The sequence below is a fragment of the Actinomadura sp. CNU-125 genome (assembly GCF_001942465.1).
In the GTDB taxonomy this organism is placed as follows: domain Bacteria; phylum Actinomycetota; class Actinomycetes; order Streptosporangiales; family Streptosporangiaceae; genus Spirillospora.
This window is the reverse complement of the sequence record NZ_MKJY01000570.1, coordinates 81730-95313: the sequence shown is the minus strand read 5'-3', so window position 1 is coordinate 95313 and position 13584 is coordinate 81730. Positions and strand designations below refer to the sequence as shown.

The 13584-nt window shown below is 68.8% G+C and carries 26 protein-coding genes; 24 read left to right on the top strand and 2 right to left on the bottom strand.

Translation table 11 applies throughout. From position 1 onward, the window contains the following. The 10 genes from BJF79_RS64410 to BJF79_RS56670 all read left to right on the top strand — a co-directional run. Positions 1-216, top strand: a 216-nt coding sequence (locus BJF79_RS64410) for a hypothetical protein (protein ID WP_262403460.1), incomplete at its 5' end; no start/stop codon positions are given. Positions 217-248: 32 nt separating this feature from the next. After that, positions 249-551 carry a hypothetical protein gene (locus tag BJF79_RS43775; protein ID WP_075906401.1) on the top strand — a complete coding sequence of 101 codons (303 nt, stop codon included), beginning with the start codon at positions 249-251 and terminating at the stop codon, positions 549-551. Continuing rightward, positions 551-1132 (top strand): hypothetical protein, encoded by a 582-nt coding sequence (locus tag BJF79_RS43770; protein ID WP_075906399.1) that lies wholly within the window; start codon positions 551-553, stop codon positions 1130-1132. The genes BJF79_RS43775 and BJF79_RS43770 overlap by 1 nt, the downstream gene beginning before the upstream one ends. Further along, positions 1125-1313, top strand: coding sequence for a hypothetical protein (locus BJF79_RS43765; protein WP_075906397.1), 189 nt, complete (start codon positions 1125-1127; stop codon positions 1311-1313). Before BJF79_RS43770 ends, BJF79_RS43765 begins: the two co-directional genes overlap by 8 nt. Continuing rightward, on the top strand, positions 1310-1591 hold the full coding sequence (locus BJF79_RS43760; RefSeq protein WP_143220905.1) for a hypothetical protein: 282 nt from the start codon (positions 1310-1312) through the stop codon (positions 1589-1591). Before BJF79_RS43765 ends, BJF79_RS43760 begins: the two co-directional genes overlap by 4 nt. Further along, positions 1588-2001, top strand: coding sequence for a hypothetical protein (locus tag BJF79_RS43755; protein WP_262403459.1), 414 nt, complete (start codon positions 1588-1590; stop codon positions 1999-2001). Before BJF79_RS43760 ends, BJF79_RS43755 begins: the two co-directional genes overlap by 4 nt. Further along, positions 1998-2516: a hypothetical protein gene (locus BJF79_RS43750; protein WP_075906393.1), complete on the top strand. Its 519-nt coding sequence runs from the start codon at positions 1998-2000 to the stop codon at positions 2514-2516. The genes BJF79_RS43755 and BJF79_RS43750 overlap by 4 nt, the downstream gene beginning before the upstream one ends. Next, positions 2513-2740 carry a hypothetical protein gene (locus BJF79_RS43745; RefSeq protein WP_075906391.1) on the top strand — a complete coding sequence of 76 codons (228 nt, stop codon included), beginning with the start codon at positions 2513-2515 and terminating at the stop codon, positions 2738-2740. The genes BJF79_RS43750 and BJF79_RS43745 overlap by 4 nt, the downstream gene beginning before the upstream one ends. A gap of 25 nt (positions 2741-2765) precedes the next feature. Next, positions 2766-3398, top strand: a complete 633-nt coding sequence (locus tag BJF79_RS52305; RefSeq protein WP_262403458.1) for a WhiB family transcriptional regulator — start codon at positions 2766-2768, stop codon at positions 3396-3398. A 265-nt stretch (positions 3399-3663) separates the two neighbouring features. Then, a complete protein-coding gene (locus tag BJF79_RS56670; protein WP_158079475.1) occupies positions 3664-3828 on the top strand; it encodes a hypothetical protein in 165 nt (54 codons plus the stop codon). A 2-nt stretch (positions 3829-3830) separates the two neighbouring features. Here the strand turns inward: BJF79_RS56670 and BJF79_RS43735 are convergent, their stop codons facing one another. Beyond that, positions 3831-4049 carry a hypothetical protein gene (locus BJF79_RS43735; protein WP_075906389.1) on the bottom strand — a complete coding sequence of 73 codons (219 nt, stop codon included), beginning with the start codon at positions 4047-4049 and terminating at the stop codon, positions 3831-3833. Between the two features lie 152 nt (positions 4050-4201). On the opposite strand from BJF79_RS43735, the gene BJF79_RS43730 reads away from it, so the two are divergent. From BJF79_RS43730 to BJF79_RS43680, 11 genes are all read left to right on the top strand, one after another. Continuing rightward, entirely contained in the window at positions 4202-4792 is a 591-nt protein-coding gene (locus BJF79_RS43730; RefSeq protein ID WP_075906387.1) for a hypothetical protein, read from the top strand. Positions 4793-4913: 121 nt separating this feature from the next. Beyond that, positions 4914-5273, top strand: a complete 360-nt coding sequence (locus BJF79_RS43725; protein WP_143220904.1) for a hypothetical protein — start codon at positions 4914-4916, stop codon at positions 5271-5273. After that, positions 5270-5824, top strand: coding sequence for an ATP-binding protein (locus BJF79_RS43720; protein WP_075906383.1), 555 nt, complete (start codon positions 5270-5272; stop codon positions 5822-5824). Before BJF79_RS43725 ends, BJF79_RS43720 begins: the two co-directional genes overlap by 4 nt. Then, positions 5821-6201, top strand: coding sequence for a DnaB-like helicase N-terminal domain-containing protein (locus BJF79_RS43715; RefSeq protein WP_075906381.1), 381 nt, complete (start codon positions 5821-5823; stop codon positions 6199-6201). The genes BJF79_RS43720 and BJF79_RS43715 overlap by 4 nt, the downstream gene beginning before the upstream one ends. Next, the gene (locus BJF79_RS43710) at positions 6167-6727 is read left to right on the top strand and encodes a DnaB-like helicase C-terminal domain-containing protein (RefSeq protein WP_075906379.1); all 561 of its coding nucleotides are present in this window, start codon (positions 6167-6169) and stop codon (positions 6725-6727) included. The genes BJF79_RS43715 and BJF79_RS43710 overlap by 35 nt, the downstream gene beginning before the upstream one ends. Further along, entirely contained in the window at positions 6628-7182 is a 555-nt protein-coding gene (locus tag BJF79_RS43705) for a replicative DNA helicase (protein WP_075906377.1), read from the top strand. Before BJF79_RS43710 ends, BJF79_RS43705 begins: the two co-directional genes overlap by 100 nt. Positions 7183-7208: 26 nt before the next feature. After that, positions 7209-7406 (top strand): hypothetical protein, encoded by a 198-nt coding sequence (locus BJF79_RS54740; protein WP_143220903.1) that lies wholly within the window; start codon positions 7209-7211, stop codon positions 7404-7406. Next, on the top strand, positions 7403-8506 hold the full coding sequence (locus BJF79_RS43700; protein WP_075906375.1) for a hypothetical protein: 1104 nt from the start codon (positions 7403-7405) through the stop codon (positions 8504-8506). The genes BJF79_RS54740 and BJF79_RS43700 overlap by 4 nt, the downstream gene beginning before the upstream one ends. Then, on the top strand, positions 8503-9762 hold the full coding sequence (locus BJF79_RS64405; protein ID WP_262403457.1) for a hypothetical protein: 1260 nt from the start codon (positions 8503-8505) through the stop codon (positions 9760-9762). Before BJF79_RS43700 ends, BJF79_RS64405 begins: the two co-directional genes overlap by 4 nt. Continuing rightward, on the top strand, positions 9759-9998 hold the full coding sequence (locus BJF79_RS43685) for a hypothetical protein (RefSeq protein WP_075906371.1): 240 nt from the start codon (positions 9759-9761) through the stop codon (positions 9996-9998). The genes BJF79_RS64405 and BJF79_RS43685 overlap by 4 nt, the downstream gene beginning before the upstream one ends. After that, a complete protein-coding gene (locus BJF79_RS43680; protein ID WP_075906369.1) occupies positions 9998-10663 on the top strand; it encodes a hypothetical protein in 666 nt (221 codons plus the stop codon). The genes BJF79_RS43685 and BJF79_RS43680 overlap by 1 nt, the downstream gene beginning before the upstream one ends. A 1-nt stretch (position 10664) precedes the next feature. On the opposite strand, the gene BJF79_RS43675 is transcribed toward BJF79_RS43680, so the two are convergent. Beyond that, positions 10665-10928, bottom strand: a complete 264-nt coding sequence (locus BJF79_RS43675) for a hypothetical protein (protein ID WP_143220902.1) — start codon at positions 10926-10928, stop codon at positions 10665-10667. Between the two features lie 207 nt (positions 10929-11135). Between BJF79_RS43675 and BJF79_RS43670 the strand changes: the two genes are divergently transcribed. The 3 genes from BJF79_RS43670 (at position 11136) to BJF79_RS43665 (ending at position 13450) form a co-directional block, all read left to right on the top strand. Beyond that, on the top strand, positions 11136-12500 hold the full coding sequence (locus tag BJF79_RS43670) for a DNA cytosine methyltransferase (RefSeq protein WP_262403456.1): 1365 nt from the start codon (positions 11136-11138) through the stop codon (positions 12498-12500). Further along, positions 12497-12817 (top strand): hypothetical protein, encoded by a 321-nt coding sequence (locus BJF79_RS64400; RefSeq protein WP_262403455.1) that lies wholly within the window; start codon positions 12497-12499, stop codon positions 12815-12817. The genes BJF79_RS43670 and BJF79_RS64400 overlap by 4 nt, the downstream gene beginning before the upstream one ends. A gap of 315 nt (positions 12818-13132) precedes the next feature. Continuing rightward, entirely contained in the window at positions 13133-13450 is a 318-nt protein-coding gene (locus BJF79_RS43665) for a hypothetical protein (RefSeq protein WP_075906365.1), read from the top strand. Positions 13451-13584 lie beyond the last annotated feature (134 nt).

The window sequence follows — 13584 nt, the reverse complement described above, 5'->3', positions numbered from 1 at the left end:
GGAGACGCCCCGACGTGCGCGGTCCCTGATTGCGGTCGTCCTGCGGACGACGTCCACGAGCCCCTCACGCGCGCCCGTGGCGGCTCCATCATTGACCCGGCGAACATGGCGCCGCTGTGCCGCCCGCACCACACGGAGATCACCGACGAGCAGCCGGCGTGGGCGTACGACCTTGGGCTGCTGGTCCACTCGTGGGACGGCGGTGACGCGGCATGAACATCCGTATCCCACGCCCGGTGAACAGGTCCTTGGACGCTGCGGCACGGCACCCGCAGGCGACCCTCGGAGTCACCGGCGCCGCGTTCTTCGCCATCACCGCCACCACGGTCCTCACGTCCCCGCTCGCCGCCTGGATCACCGGCGCCGCATTCGTCGTGTACATGGCCGCGGTAGGGCACATCCTCCGCGTCGCCCAGCTGCGGTCCCGACTCCGCCAGACCGAGTACGACCTGGCCGCCGAACGCGCCGAGGTTGCCCGTCTCCGCACCGGTGACGCGTCCGCGCCCACGGTGCAGCTCCGCTCTATCGGAGAGGCAGGCGAGTCACTGTGATGTACGACGACTTCCTCGACGGAGCAGCGGAGACCACCGACGTTTTCCCCGCGGTCCGGGCGGAGATCAGCGACACCGCCGTCGACGGGCATCCGCCGATCCCCGTCACGCTCGCACGCCGGCCCGCGCACCGCCGCGAGAGCCCGCACCGCCGTTCGTGGGCGGGCCCCACCGCGGGAATGACCGCGGTCCTCTGCGCCGCGCTCGTCGCGTTCGCCGTGGCGTACGAGCTCGCGAGGCCGCCGCACACCCCGCTCGCGTCCGTACCCACCCCCACCGAGTCGAGCGAACCCGCCGAGCCCGCCCCGACGGTCACCCGGCCGCGGTCGTCGGCACCGGCCGCCCGACCGGTCGACACGGACCCGTCCCCGGAGCCCACGCCGCGGCGTACGCCTTCGCCCTCGCCGACGCCCACCCCGTCGCCGTCGAAGACGGCCCCGGCCCCGTCTCCGACGCCCAGCACCTCGACGCCGGTGGCGCCGTCCCCGACGCCCGCGAGCACCACTTCGACGGCCCCGTCGGAGACGCCGTCGACCACGGAACCCGAGCCCGAACCGGAGCCGGAGCCGACGAATGAGTGACACCGAGCAGCTCGAGCGCGAGGTCCGCCGCCTCCAAGCCATCATCGTCACCTGCTACGGCGTGATGCACACGGCCGCGGTGATGCTCGAGGAGGGCCACTCCCGCGGCGATGTCGCCGAACACCTCGAGCGGGGCGCGAACGGTGCCGCCGCCACGCAGCCGGCGGGTGACCGCCGATGACCCGCCACCGTAAGCAGCCTCGCCTCCCGGGTGTCATGCCCCCGGCGGGCGAGGCCACCAACGCCGGGCAGGAGGGGGCACGGGCCCCCGAGCGTGTCCCGCCTGCCCGGCCCGGCCCCGGCGTGGTGTGCACCTGCGAGCACCTCGACGTGCTCCACAACCTCACCGCCACGGGGCGCCGCACCGCCTGCTCCGTCTCGACCGGCCCGAACGCCACCAGATGCGGATGCCGCGAGTTCACGTCCGCCGTACTCCAGACCGAGGAGAACCCCTCATGAGCTACCCCCACTTCACCACCGACTGCAGCGAGCACCACGACCTCGTCCGGGACTTCCCGGGGCGCCGCCCCACCATCACGGTCCTGTGCGGATCCACCCGCTTCTACGACGAGTTCCAGAAGGCCAACTACGACCTGACCATGCAAGGCCAGATCGTCCTGTCGGTCGGCTTCTACCCGCACGCGAAGGCGGAGCACGGCCACGGCGAGGGCGTCGCCCACGACTCGACCGAGAAGGTCGCGCTCGACGAACTCCACAAGCGGAAGATTGACCTCGCCGATGAGGTCCTGGTGGTCTCGGACGCCTCCGGCTACTACGGCGAGTCGACCCGCAGCGAGATCGCATACGCGCGGGCGCACGGCAAGCCGGTGCGGTTCCTCATCGAGACGATCGAGGAGCGCGCCTCGTGAAGATCGTCTACCGAAGCACGCATCCGGACGTCCTCGAACACTGGCGAAACACCGGCGCGGCCGAAGCACAGGTCGCCTGGCGCGACCGCGTCGACGCCACCCTCACCGACCTCGGCTTCCCCGACAGCAACCCCGTCGTACAGGGCGAAACCCGGGTCATCGGTGTCACCCACAACGGGGAACCCCCGGCAGGCTGGCGCCGCAACCGCGACCTCAAGGGCACCATCACCCCGGCCCGCCGCACCACCACGGGCAAGGAGATCGGCAAGCGTCTGGACGCCCTCCGCCGTCCGGACCCCCGCAAGAACATGCCCGGCGGCATGCCCGAGGTCGCGTTCACCGGCCACACGTTCATGCAGTGCGGCATCGCCCCCCACGGTGACGCCATCTACGTGACTTGGGGCGCTGAACTCGACTCCGGCGACGCCACGCACATCGCCCCCGAGGTGTGGGAGCGGATCAAGACGTCGGAGTTCTACGCCGTCCTCGAGGCCGAGGAGGCGAAGGCGTCATGACGTACCTGTACACCGACATGGCCGGCGACACCCTCGAGGTCGTCCCCGCCCGGGGCGGTCTCCGTCTCGTCGCGGCCGACGAGGCGGACGGACACCGCACCTGCATCGAGATCGACGACACCTGCCTCGACGAACTGGTGGCCGCAATGTACAAGGCTCTGCGGGCCGCCCCGCGCCGCTCACGCTCGAGCAGACCGGCACCGATGACTGGGCACGCGTCGTGAGCCGGACCAGGAAGGTCGGTGCTTGATGGCGCTCTCACACCAGGTTGAGCAGGCCGCCCGCGTCCAGGCGAAGCCGATCGGCGGGCAGATCATCGACGACGCCTACCTCTCAATGCCCGCGATGGACCCCGAGGTCGAGGCCGCCATCAACCGCGAAGCAGCCATCGGCGTCGCCGACGTGGCCGTAGCGCAGCACCCCTGCGAACTCGACCGGGACGCGGGCATCACGACGTGCACCCATCCCGACCACGCACGGGACGCCGCGTGGACCCAAGCCGCCCTCGACGTCCTCGGTCTCCACTCCGACGACCTACCCGAGGAGGAGACCGGGCCGGAAAAACGCGGCCCGCGCCGCGCCGGGTTCATCCGGCCGGACTTCACCTGGCAGGAAAAGGGCGCCTGCCAGGGCGACGACCTAATCCTGTGGTTCGGGCCGCCCGGCGAACGACGGGTCGACATGCTCCGCCGCGAGAGCGTCGCGAAGGAAATCTGCAGCTGGTGCCCCGTCCGCGAAGCATGCCTCGAATGGGCCTTCACCCAGAACGAACGCCACGGCGTGTGGGGCGCGCTCGGCGAAGAGGAACGCGCCGACGCGCGCCGCCGTTGGCTACGCCGCCGCGCATCCAACCGAGTCGACCAGACGGCGGACGCGGCATGAGCGACCCCGCCTCGGACCTGGTCGAGGAGATGCTCCCCACCGCCCTCGAGATGGTGGTGAACGTCCACGACCGCGACGTCCCCGGCACCCACGCCGCCCTCGCGCCCGTCCTGTTCAGCGGCGACACCGACCAGATCGCCAGCCTGGTGATCGCTCTGGCCGCGCTCGTCCCCGATGACGTCCCGGTCGCGGAGCTCGTGTCGTGGACGCACGGGCAGGACCAACTGCCGTTCGGGCAACTTATCCTCGCCGCGGGGGAGAAGTGGTGCGGGACCTGCCAGCAGGTCCGGGCCGCCGTGACTTCCACAAGGACCGGTCACGTCGGGACGGGCTGTACGCGCGCTGCAAGGTGTGCGTGTCGGAGGAGTACCAGCAGCGCAAGGACCGCGAGCAGCGGGCGGGCGCCTCCCAGGCGGAGGCGGCGGCATGAGGTCAAGCCTTGCCGTGGATCATGCGCGACACATGCGAGTCGGTGTAGCGCCGGTCGATCGCTTCCACGATTTTTGTGGGCTTCATCCCCTGCTCGGAGGCTTCGAGGATGAGCCGGCGGAGCTCCAGACGGGTCCGCTCGGCGGTGGCCTCGGCGCGCTTGTTCGAGCGTGCGGCCTTCCTCAGGTCGGCCTGCATCGTTGCCTCTTCCTCGGGGGTCACGCCCCCATCGTCGCACAGGTACTTAGTCGGGTCACCTCATGGGCCTGCATCAAGACCCGTGGACATGATCCTAAAACATGATGTTAGATCATGAGGTGACATCATGAGGTGCAGCAAGTAGTCTCTAGTCGCATCCGAGAACGAACAGGGGAGTGCATCACCTGATGGCTGGCCGTAAAGAGGCACGGATCTTCGCCTCGATCTGGAGGGACAAGACGTTCCTCGAGAGGTCCGCACGTGAGCAGCGCATGTACTTGTTCCTGCTCAGTCAGCCGGACCTCAGCTTCTGCGGTGTGATCTCGCTGCGGATGCGCCGCTGGGCCCGCTCAGCCGTCGACCTCACGGCCGCCCAGGTTCAGGAAGACCTGGAAGGGCTCGCGAAGACCGGCCCCACGGGAGAGGCCGAAGAGGAGGGCAAGCGCCCGCTGATCGTGGTCGACGAGGACACCGAAGAGGTACTCCTCCGCTCCTTCATCCGCCGCGACCGCGTCTGGAAGAGCCCCAACCTGCTGAAGTCCGCTCGGGAAGCCGCAACTCTGGTCGAGTCGCCGAAGATCCTCGCGGAGCTCCTCGCCGAACTCCACCGGCTTCCCGTCGCGGAGAGCAACTCCTCTGAGGCCAGGCAGGTCCTGCGCGCTTTCATCACGGACATCGAGGCTCGGCTCGGCGTGGAGCGGGGAACCCCACCGAAGGGTTCCTCGGCCCCCAAGCCGAACCCTTCCGAGGCGGAATGCCTTGGGTAAGGGTTCCGCGAAGGGTTCCCGAATCCCTTCCAACAACGGTTCAGCACCCCAAGAGCAGCCAGCGAAGGGCGACGAAGACCCCGCAGCGGGACCTGCCGACACGACCGGCCTGCTCCCCGGCATGCCGGACCCAGCACCCCCCAAAGCGCCGGACCCCGGCAGCGACGACGACCCCGACTGGGTGAAGTTCTGGTCCGGGTGGCCGAAGAAGACCGGGAAGGCCGCCGCGCGTAAGGCGTGGGCGAAGGCCGTGAAGAAGGCCGCCCCGTTCGTGATCATCGCGGGCTCCGAGCGTTACCGCGAGGTCGTGAAGTCCGAGGGCCGCGAGCAGCGGTTCATCAAGGACCCGGCCACCTGGCTGAACGGCGAGCACTGGACAGACGAACTCGAACTCAGCCGGAGACAGCAGACCGGCACTGACGGCCCCTTCGGGTTCGGGCCCCTCGACAACGTCAACGACCTCTGGAAGGACCGCCGATGACCGGCGACGAATACGAAGAGTTCCTCCGAGAGGACCAGCAGGCCCGCCTCGCCCGGTTCTACGACCGGCGCCCGGCCGCGTTCGCCAAACGCGGATGGCTCGACAACCGCGTCCACGCATGGCTCGAAGGCATGGTCCGCGGCGAGAACCGCGCCCTCGCTCTGGAGGGCCCCACCGGGACGGGCAAGTCCTGGAGCCTGTGGAAGTGCGTCGAAACGCTCCTGCACAACGGGTGGCGCGGCCGGTGGGAGATCGTCACCGCCACCGGCTTCGCGGAGGTGATCCGCCCGCCCGTCGACGATGAGCGCCTCCGCAGGATGCGGGAGTGCGAGTTCCTCGCCCTCGACGACCTCGGGGCATGGCGCCTCAAGGAATGGGGAGCCGAACACCTGTACTCGGTCGTCGACCACCGGTGGGCGAACGAACTCCCGGTCGTGGTCACGTCGAACTACCCGGACCTGGTGAAGATCCTGGGCGACCGGATCGGATCCCGCCTCGGCGACGGGTACACGCGCGTCGAGTTCGGCGGCCCGGACCGGAGGGCGTCATGACCACCAGCGACGCGAAGTACGCGTCCGAGCGGGCCCTGATCGGCGCCGCGATGTCCACGACCGACCTCGCCGTCACGGTCGTGGAACAGATCCACGCCACGGACCTGCGCGACCCGAACCACCAGACGATCTACGGCACCGTCCTGGACCTGGTCGGCAAGGGCAGCCAGGTGTCCCCGCCGATCGTCCTGTCCGAACTCCAGAAAGGCGGCCACCTGGTCGGCCGCCTCGACGGCCCGCTCCTGTACGCCCTCGTCGAGGAAGCCGCCCTCCCCTCACAGGTCGGCTACTACATCGCGGACGTGAAAGCGCGAGCGTGGAAGGCGCGGCTGTGGCAGTTCGGTGTCCGCGTCCAGCAGGCCGGCAGAACGGGGTGAACGCCCGCCGGAGGACGACGCGGAACTCCTGCAGTCGTGGCTGGACGAACTGTCCGACACCGACTCCGGCTCGGGCACTGTCCAAGCTTCGGAGCTGGTGCATTCGGTCATCGACGAGATCGAGCAGGGCACCGACGCTGACCGTGTCCCCACCGGGTTCATCGACCTCGACTCCCTCATGTCGATCCGCCCCGGGCACCTCATCGTGGTCGGTGCCCGCCCCGGCATCGGCAAGTCCACGTTCGGGATGGACGTCGCCCGGCACGTCGGCATCAAACGGCAAGAGCCCGTCTACTACGCGACGCTGGAGATGTCCGGCAGCGAACTCATGAAGCGGATGATCTCCGCCGAGGGCCGCGTCCCACTCCACGCGATCCTGCACCACACCAGAACCGGGCACTCCTCAAAGAGGACGACTGGGCACGCATGGCCACCGCCATGGAGAAGATCCAGCAGTCCGCCATCACGATCGACGACACACCCGGCGCCGGGCTCGCACGCATCCGCGCGCGGCTCCGCCACATGAAACGCACCACCGGCGTCCGCATCGCGATCGTCGACTACCTCGGCATCCTCACCACATCGGGCCGCACGGAGAACCGGCAGCAGGCCGTCGCCGAACTGACCCGCGGCCTGAAGCAGATCGCCCGCGAGGTCGGCGTCCCCATCATCGTGCTGGCCCAACTCAACCGCGAGGTCATGGGCCGCCAGGACCGCCGGCCGATGTCGAGCGACTTGAAGGACTCCGGCGCGATCGAAGCCGACGCGGACGCAGTGATCCTTCTGCACCGCGACGACGCCTACGAGAAGGAGTCGCCGCGCTCGGGCGAGGCCGACTTCATCGTCGACAAGCACCGTCACGGCCCCACGGCGACCGTGACGGTCGCGTTCCAGGGCCACTACTCGCGCTTTGTCGACATGGCCGTGGAGCCGACTCCGTCGAGCCCCGCAGCCAAGGGCCACCTGCGGCCTGTGTCCTAACGGGCTTCCCCCCCCGGAGACCAGCAATGAGCTACTGCGAACCCGTCTACACGGATAACTGCCCCGCGTGCCTGGAAGGCCCCCACGCCCCGACCGGCACCCGCATCGAAGGCGCGGACCTCGTCGGCGACTACGCGTGCACCGAGTGCGGCCACATGTGGCGCTGCTGGTGGAACATCTCCACTCTCCCGTCGGATGGCGCGTCGGCAGGTGACGCCGCATGAACGGCGAACTCGTCTACCGCAAGGACGGCGAAGAGACCAAGTTCAGCCTCTTTGAGCCCGACAAGCGCGGCCAGGAAATCATCGCCGAACTCCACGGCAGTGGGATGAGCGCAACCGACCCCGTGCTGTTCTGTGAGGCGACCGGCCGACCTCAGGCGGTCTACCTCCGTGAGGTCCGCGGCGCAATGTTCGCCAGCCACTTCGACGGGACCGCCTGCTCCAACCACAGCCCCTCGTTGATGAGTGATGAGCACAAGCGGCAGGTCGAGTACGTCGTCCGCGCCGGCGAGGCTGCTGGGTTTTCCGTCGAGACCGAAGTCTCGCTGGGAACTGGTGTCCGCCCCGACATCGTGTTGCGCGGCACGCACGGCGTGGCGGTCGAGGTCCAGCGGTCGGCGCTCAGCAAGTACCACGCCATCACCCGGACAGCCAAGGCTGTTGAGGCGGGGCTGCTCACCTCCACATGGATCAGCGACCGCGACTACCCGGAGGACAAGCCCAACTGGTTCTGGCGAGTGCCGTCCGTCGGCATGAACAAGCAACTGTGGGAGGCCCTGCCGCCCGCACGCGGTGTCACGGCGCTTGGACTTCGAGAGATCCGCATGGCCCGCTGCGCCTTGCCCGACTTCCCGACCTGCCCGATCACCAAGGGCCGTCCGTGTGGTCGCTCGCACGTCAAGCACGAGCCTTGGGGTGGCATGACGCTGGACGACGTCGCTGAGATGGCGCCCGAGCGCGGCATCGTGCCGGTCAACTGGTTCGACCAGTACACGCTGCTCGTCTCACCCAAGTCGCGTGCATTGTTCGAGGGAGCCACCGGCCGCTCGTCGGATTGGCAGCCGGAGGTGCGTCCGACTACCCACCGCAAGAGCCACCTCATCGAATGCGCCGAGCCCGAGGAGGCGACTGCCCCTGAATCTCCGCACTCGGCGGCCGTAGCCCGCCCAGCGCCCATTTTGGACTGGAGCGACCGCTCCCACTGGAACGGTGGCCGTCGGCTGCCATGCCGACACTGCGGCGGACTCGCGTCCCTGCTTGACGACACGGGCAGACCCTCGCACAAGGCGTGCGCCGAGGCCGCGATTGCGGGGTCGTCATGACCGCCACTCCACCGCGGACGCTGATCTGCGACGACCAGGCCATGAACTTCTACCTCGGCACGCACCGACCGCGATGGCTGGTCGACGCGCCGCACGAGGTGTCGCTGTTCATCTCCCACCGTGTCCTGGCCCCGATGAAGAAGCTGCCCCGCCCGGAGTGGCGGCACTACGCCGTCGACTCGGGCGGCTTCACCGAACTGTCGATGAACGGCCGGTGGGTCACCACCCCCGGCGAATACGTGGAAGCGCTGCTCCGCTACGACGACGAGATCGGCGACATCGCGTGGGCTGCACCGCAGGACTGGATGGTCGAGCCCGTCATGCTCGACCGGACGGGCCTGACGGTCCGGGAACACCAGGAACGCACCGTCTCCAACTTCCTTGAGCTGGAAGCCCTCTGGCCGGAGCGCGGCGCGGGCGACTGCCCGATCATGCCCGTGATCCAGGGCTGGACCCTCGACGACTACCTGCGGTGCGTCGACCTGTACGAGTCCGCCGGCGTCCGCCTCGCGGAGAACTACCCGGTCGTCGGTGTCGGCTCCGTCTGCCGCCGCCAGAACACGAGCGAGATCGCGCTCATCTTCCGCGAGCTCGCCCAGCTCGACCTCCCGCTGCACGGCTTCGGTGTGAAGACCGGCGGCCTCGCCCGGTACGGGCGGTGGCTCACCACCGCAGACTCCATGGCCTGGTCGTACCAGGCCGCCGCAACCCGCCCCTGCCCGGCTGTGTGGGCCACAAGAACTGCGCGAACTGCATGCGGTACGCCCTCGCCTGGCGCACCCGCGTCCTCTCAACCCTCGACGCGCCCGTACAGCTCGACCTCACCCTCGACGACTTGGAGACAGCAGCATGACCGCCCCGAACCCGAAGAACGGCACCTGCGGCAGGTGCAAGCAGCCCCGCCCCGTGTTCCCCGCGAAGAAGGAGTGGGGGCGAGTCCCCGCGGAGATGTGCTTGCGCTGCTGGCAACTGTTCGCAGAAGCCCGCGCGAACAGCACCTTCGTGGATTGGGGCGACGCCTTCGACAACGCCACCGACGAGCAACTCGACGAGCACATCTACGAGGCGGGGACGTCGTGACTCGCACGAAGAACCGCATGTGCGTCGGGAAGGTCCGCCACGCCGACAAGAAGTCGGCAGAGGCCGCGCTGCGAAGGATGGTGCAGGAAGGTGCCCGCCGCTCCCGCCTGAACGTGTATCGCTGCAGCCACTGCGATGGCGGCTACCACGTCGGCCACGTGGGGAGGCGCCGGTGACCTTCGCCGAGGAATCCCTCCCGAACCTGCTGCGCGCGACCGCGACGCTCATTCGGATCACGCACGGCCCCGGCTGCCCCGATCTCGCGACGCACCGTCGTGCGGCGGAACTGCTCGAGCGGGCCGCGGACGCCGAAGAGACCAGCACCGAACTGCGGGCGGGGGAGCGGAGGGCCGCGATCCAGACAGCCCACACCTACCTGGCCACGAACGAACCGGTGAAGGCAGGCACCTGATGACCGCCCATGGAACGAACGCCCGCTACAACGACGGCTGCCGCTGCACGCCCTGCACAACGGCGCACCGAGACGAGCAGCGCCACCGCAACCGCATGATCGCCTACGGTCGCTGGGACCCCTGGATTCCTGCCGACACGGTGCGCGCCCACGTCCGCGTGCTGATGGCGCAGGGCGTCCCATTTCGCCGCGCGGCCAAAGAAGCCGACGTTTCCTACTACACGATGGAACGGCTGTTGTACGGCGACTCGGGAGGGCCCCCGCCGAAGAAGATCCGCAAGGACACCGCCCTGCGGATCCTCGCCGTTCATGCGTCTCCCGAGCTCGTCAGCGACGTTGCCAGCATCGACTCGGCAGGCACCGTCCGCCGTCTCCAAGCCCTCGGATGCCTCGGCCACCCGCAAGCCGACCTCGCGGCGCGGCTCGGTGTACGCCCGGACCACCTCGGCCGGATCCGTCGCACTGGCCGGGTCTCGGCTGGCGTCGCCCGTAAAGTGCGCGCTCTCTACGACGAACTCTGGAAGGTGCGGCCCGAGGGGAAAGCCGCAGACCGCGCCCGGCTCGCCGCACGCCGGTTCGGGTGGGCACCGCCGATGGCGTGGGACGACGACCGCATCGACGACCCCAAGGCGAAGCCCGCTGGCGTCCGCACGGAGGCGGCGTGAACTACTTCCGCTCTTCCTGCTCCCTGGCAGCCACGCGTTCTTCGATGGACTCGCGAGCAGGGCGTTCGGGCAGCTTCGCGCCCGGCCGCCGCAGGTACCAGCGGATGAACTGCCGGACCAGACCGTGCGCGTTCCGGCCGGCGACCGCACGGAGGTCGTCCCAGTCGTCCTGCGGGATGCGGATGTACTGCACGGGCGTCTGGCCGGTGCGTGGGCGCCCCACGTTGTCTCCTCTGCCTGCAGGTTTCTGTACGGACAGGATCATAGGGCCCTCCTTCGCCACGACCTCGTTTCTGTCCTCACAAAAATACCTTGGTTCTGCTGGCTCGATGTCGTACCCGACGGGTATTCTTGTACTAACAAAAATGCTCGTGACCGGGAGGGCCTTCGTGGACGCCTGGACCATCCGCTTCACCGAGACTGACCGCAGGCCCACCCAGCTCGACCCGATGCCCGAGGAAGAGAACGCCTGATGGCCACCACGCGCCAGAAGAAGAACCGCACCGCCACGCACCGGCCGGCCATCAGGCGCCGCCGCTTCCGCCACGACGACCTCATCGCCGTGGACCTCTTCAGTGGGTTCGGTGGCTTGACTCGCGGTATCGAGATCGCCGGGTTCACCACGATCATGGCCGCGAACCACAACACCTACAAGGTGGAAGTCCACGAGGCGAACCACCCCAACGCCGAACACTGGATCGCCGACCTGGTCGACCCGGAGGCGGCGGACTATCACTCCGCCCGAGATCTCCCCGCGGCCGACCTCCTCGTCGCCGGAATCTCATGCGTCAATCACTCGCAGGCCAACACGATCAAGGCATACGAGCAGGGCCTGACGCTGTTCGAACTCGATGACCCCGACTTCGAGGAGCGAGTGACCCGGTCCGAGCGGGATCGGGCGACCGCATCCTGTGTCCTGCACTACGCCGCTCAGCACCACCCCCGCCTGATCCTGATCGAGTGCACGACCGAACTCACCTCGTGGGGGCCGTCGATCCCCGGCCGCCCCAAGGTCGGTGACGGTTCCACCTACCGGTGGTGGCTCAAACAGTTCGATCTGCTCAACTACCAGCACCAGGTCCTGTACCTCAACTCGATGTTCTTCGGCGTCCCCCAGTCGAGAGACCGGCTGTACATCGCGTTCTGGGACAAGTCCCTCCCCACCCCCGACCTTGACCACAGGCCGACGTCGCGGTGCACCCGCTGCGACAAGGAGGTCGAGGCGGTGTGGACCTGGCGCACCGGGATCCCGCCGACCGGATCGGTGCGGTACGGCAAGCAGTACGAATACCGATGCCCGTCCTGCCGTCGCCCCGTCGTTCCGCCGATGACGCCGTCGCTGGCCGCGCTCGACCTCACCGACCTCGGGACGCGCATCGGCGACCGGGAGAAGCCGCTCAAGCCAGGGACGATGGCGCGGGCGGAGCGGTGCCGTCGGCGGTTCGCCGAGTTCCCCGCAGTGCTGATGCCGGCGAAGGCCGTGCACGGATCGGAACGGCACCTGTGGCAGCCGCTCGCGACACAGACCAGCCAGCAGGAAACCACGCTCCTGTCGACAGCGCGGTGTTCGCTGCGCACCGCCACAACGGGGACGGGAAGAACATCGCCCTGCCGATGGACACGGCGACGAGCACCCACGAGAAGGCGCTCTTGCTGGCGGTGGACAACTATCAGGGAGGCCCGCGCGGTGTCGGGACTCCGCTGCCCACTCAGGTGGGGTCGGAGACGCTCGCCGTGGTGTCCGCCGGGGTCATCCCGTATCGCAAACACACCCTCCCTGCGGTGCACAACGAAGCGATGCCGACGTTCACCTCGGATCAGGTCCCGGGGCTCTTGACCGCAGCCGGGACGGTCGACCACAGCACCTATGAAGCGCAGCTCATGGCCCAGTGGAGTGCCCGACTCGAGGACCTTCCGCTGGAGGACTGCTACTTCCGCATGATGGCCAAGCACGAGATCGGCCGCGGTTGCGGCTTCGACGTCGACTTCCCCGGCTACAGCGGCACGTTCGTCGTTTGGGGCTCTGCCCGCAACCAGGTCGACGGTTTCGGCAACGCCGTGTCCCCGCAGGTCGGCGCGTGGATCGGGGCCCGACTGCGAGCCGTCATCCACACCCGCCAGGACCGCGGCCCCGACTACGCCACCGCCGCCTGAGGCATCGAAGGAGACAACGCATGCCCTCCGAGAACCTGCCCGACGAACTGCTGCTTGCAGCGCTGTCTGCATCGACCGGGAAGACGCTCAAGGACCTGTACGACCTGATCGAGGTCGACGGTGGCGACCACGCCGCGATGGAGCGGGCGCTGCGTGCGGTGCTGCCGCTCCACGAGCGGATGGTGCGCGAGCAGGTCGCGCCGAGTTGGAGGCGGACGCTGACGCGGTCGAGGAGAACAGCGCCCCTCACCCCGCCACCGCTGCGCACGTGTCCACGCTCCGCGCCGCCGCCCGCGTCGCCCGAGGAGAGACCCGATGACCGAGCCGACCACGCCCAACAGCCCGCACATCATCCGCGTCGGGCAGGTCTACGAGCCGTGCCAGCCGACGTTCGTCGTGGACGGCATGGAGACCTACACCTGGATCCGCGTCCTCAGCAAGCCGATCGGCACTCCGGGCCTGTACGGCTTCGGCAAGGTCCAGGTGGCCACGATCACGCCCGAGGGACGCGAGGTCCGCCCGCGTCGTCTCGCGGTCAGCGAACTGCACGCGTCCGGGACCACGAAGCACGGCGAGCGGCGTCGGACCGGCTACCGGCTCATCTCCGATCCCCTTGAGGGAGAGGGCCGGTGAGCGCACCTCACGTCCGTTCGTGGTTCCCGCCGACATGGTCCGGTTGGCACTTCCCCGACGAACACCATCCCTCGACGAGGGCCTTTCAGTGGTGGGCTGACATGCGTAGATCGCCGTGCGAACTCTGCGGGGCA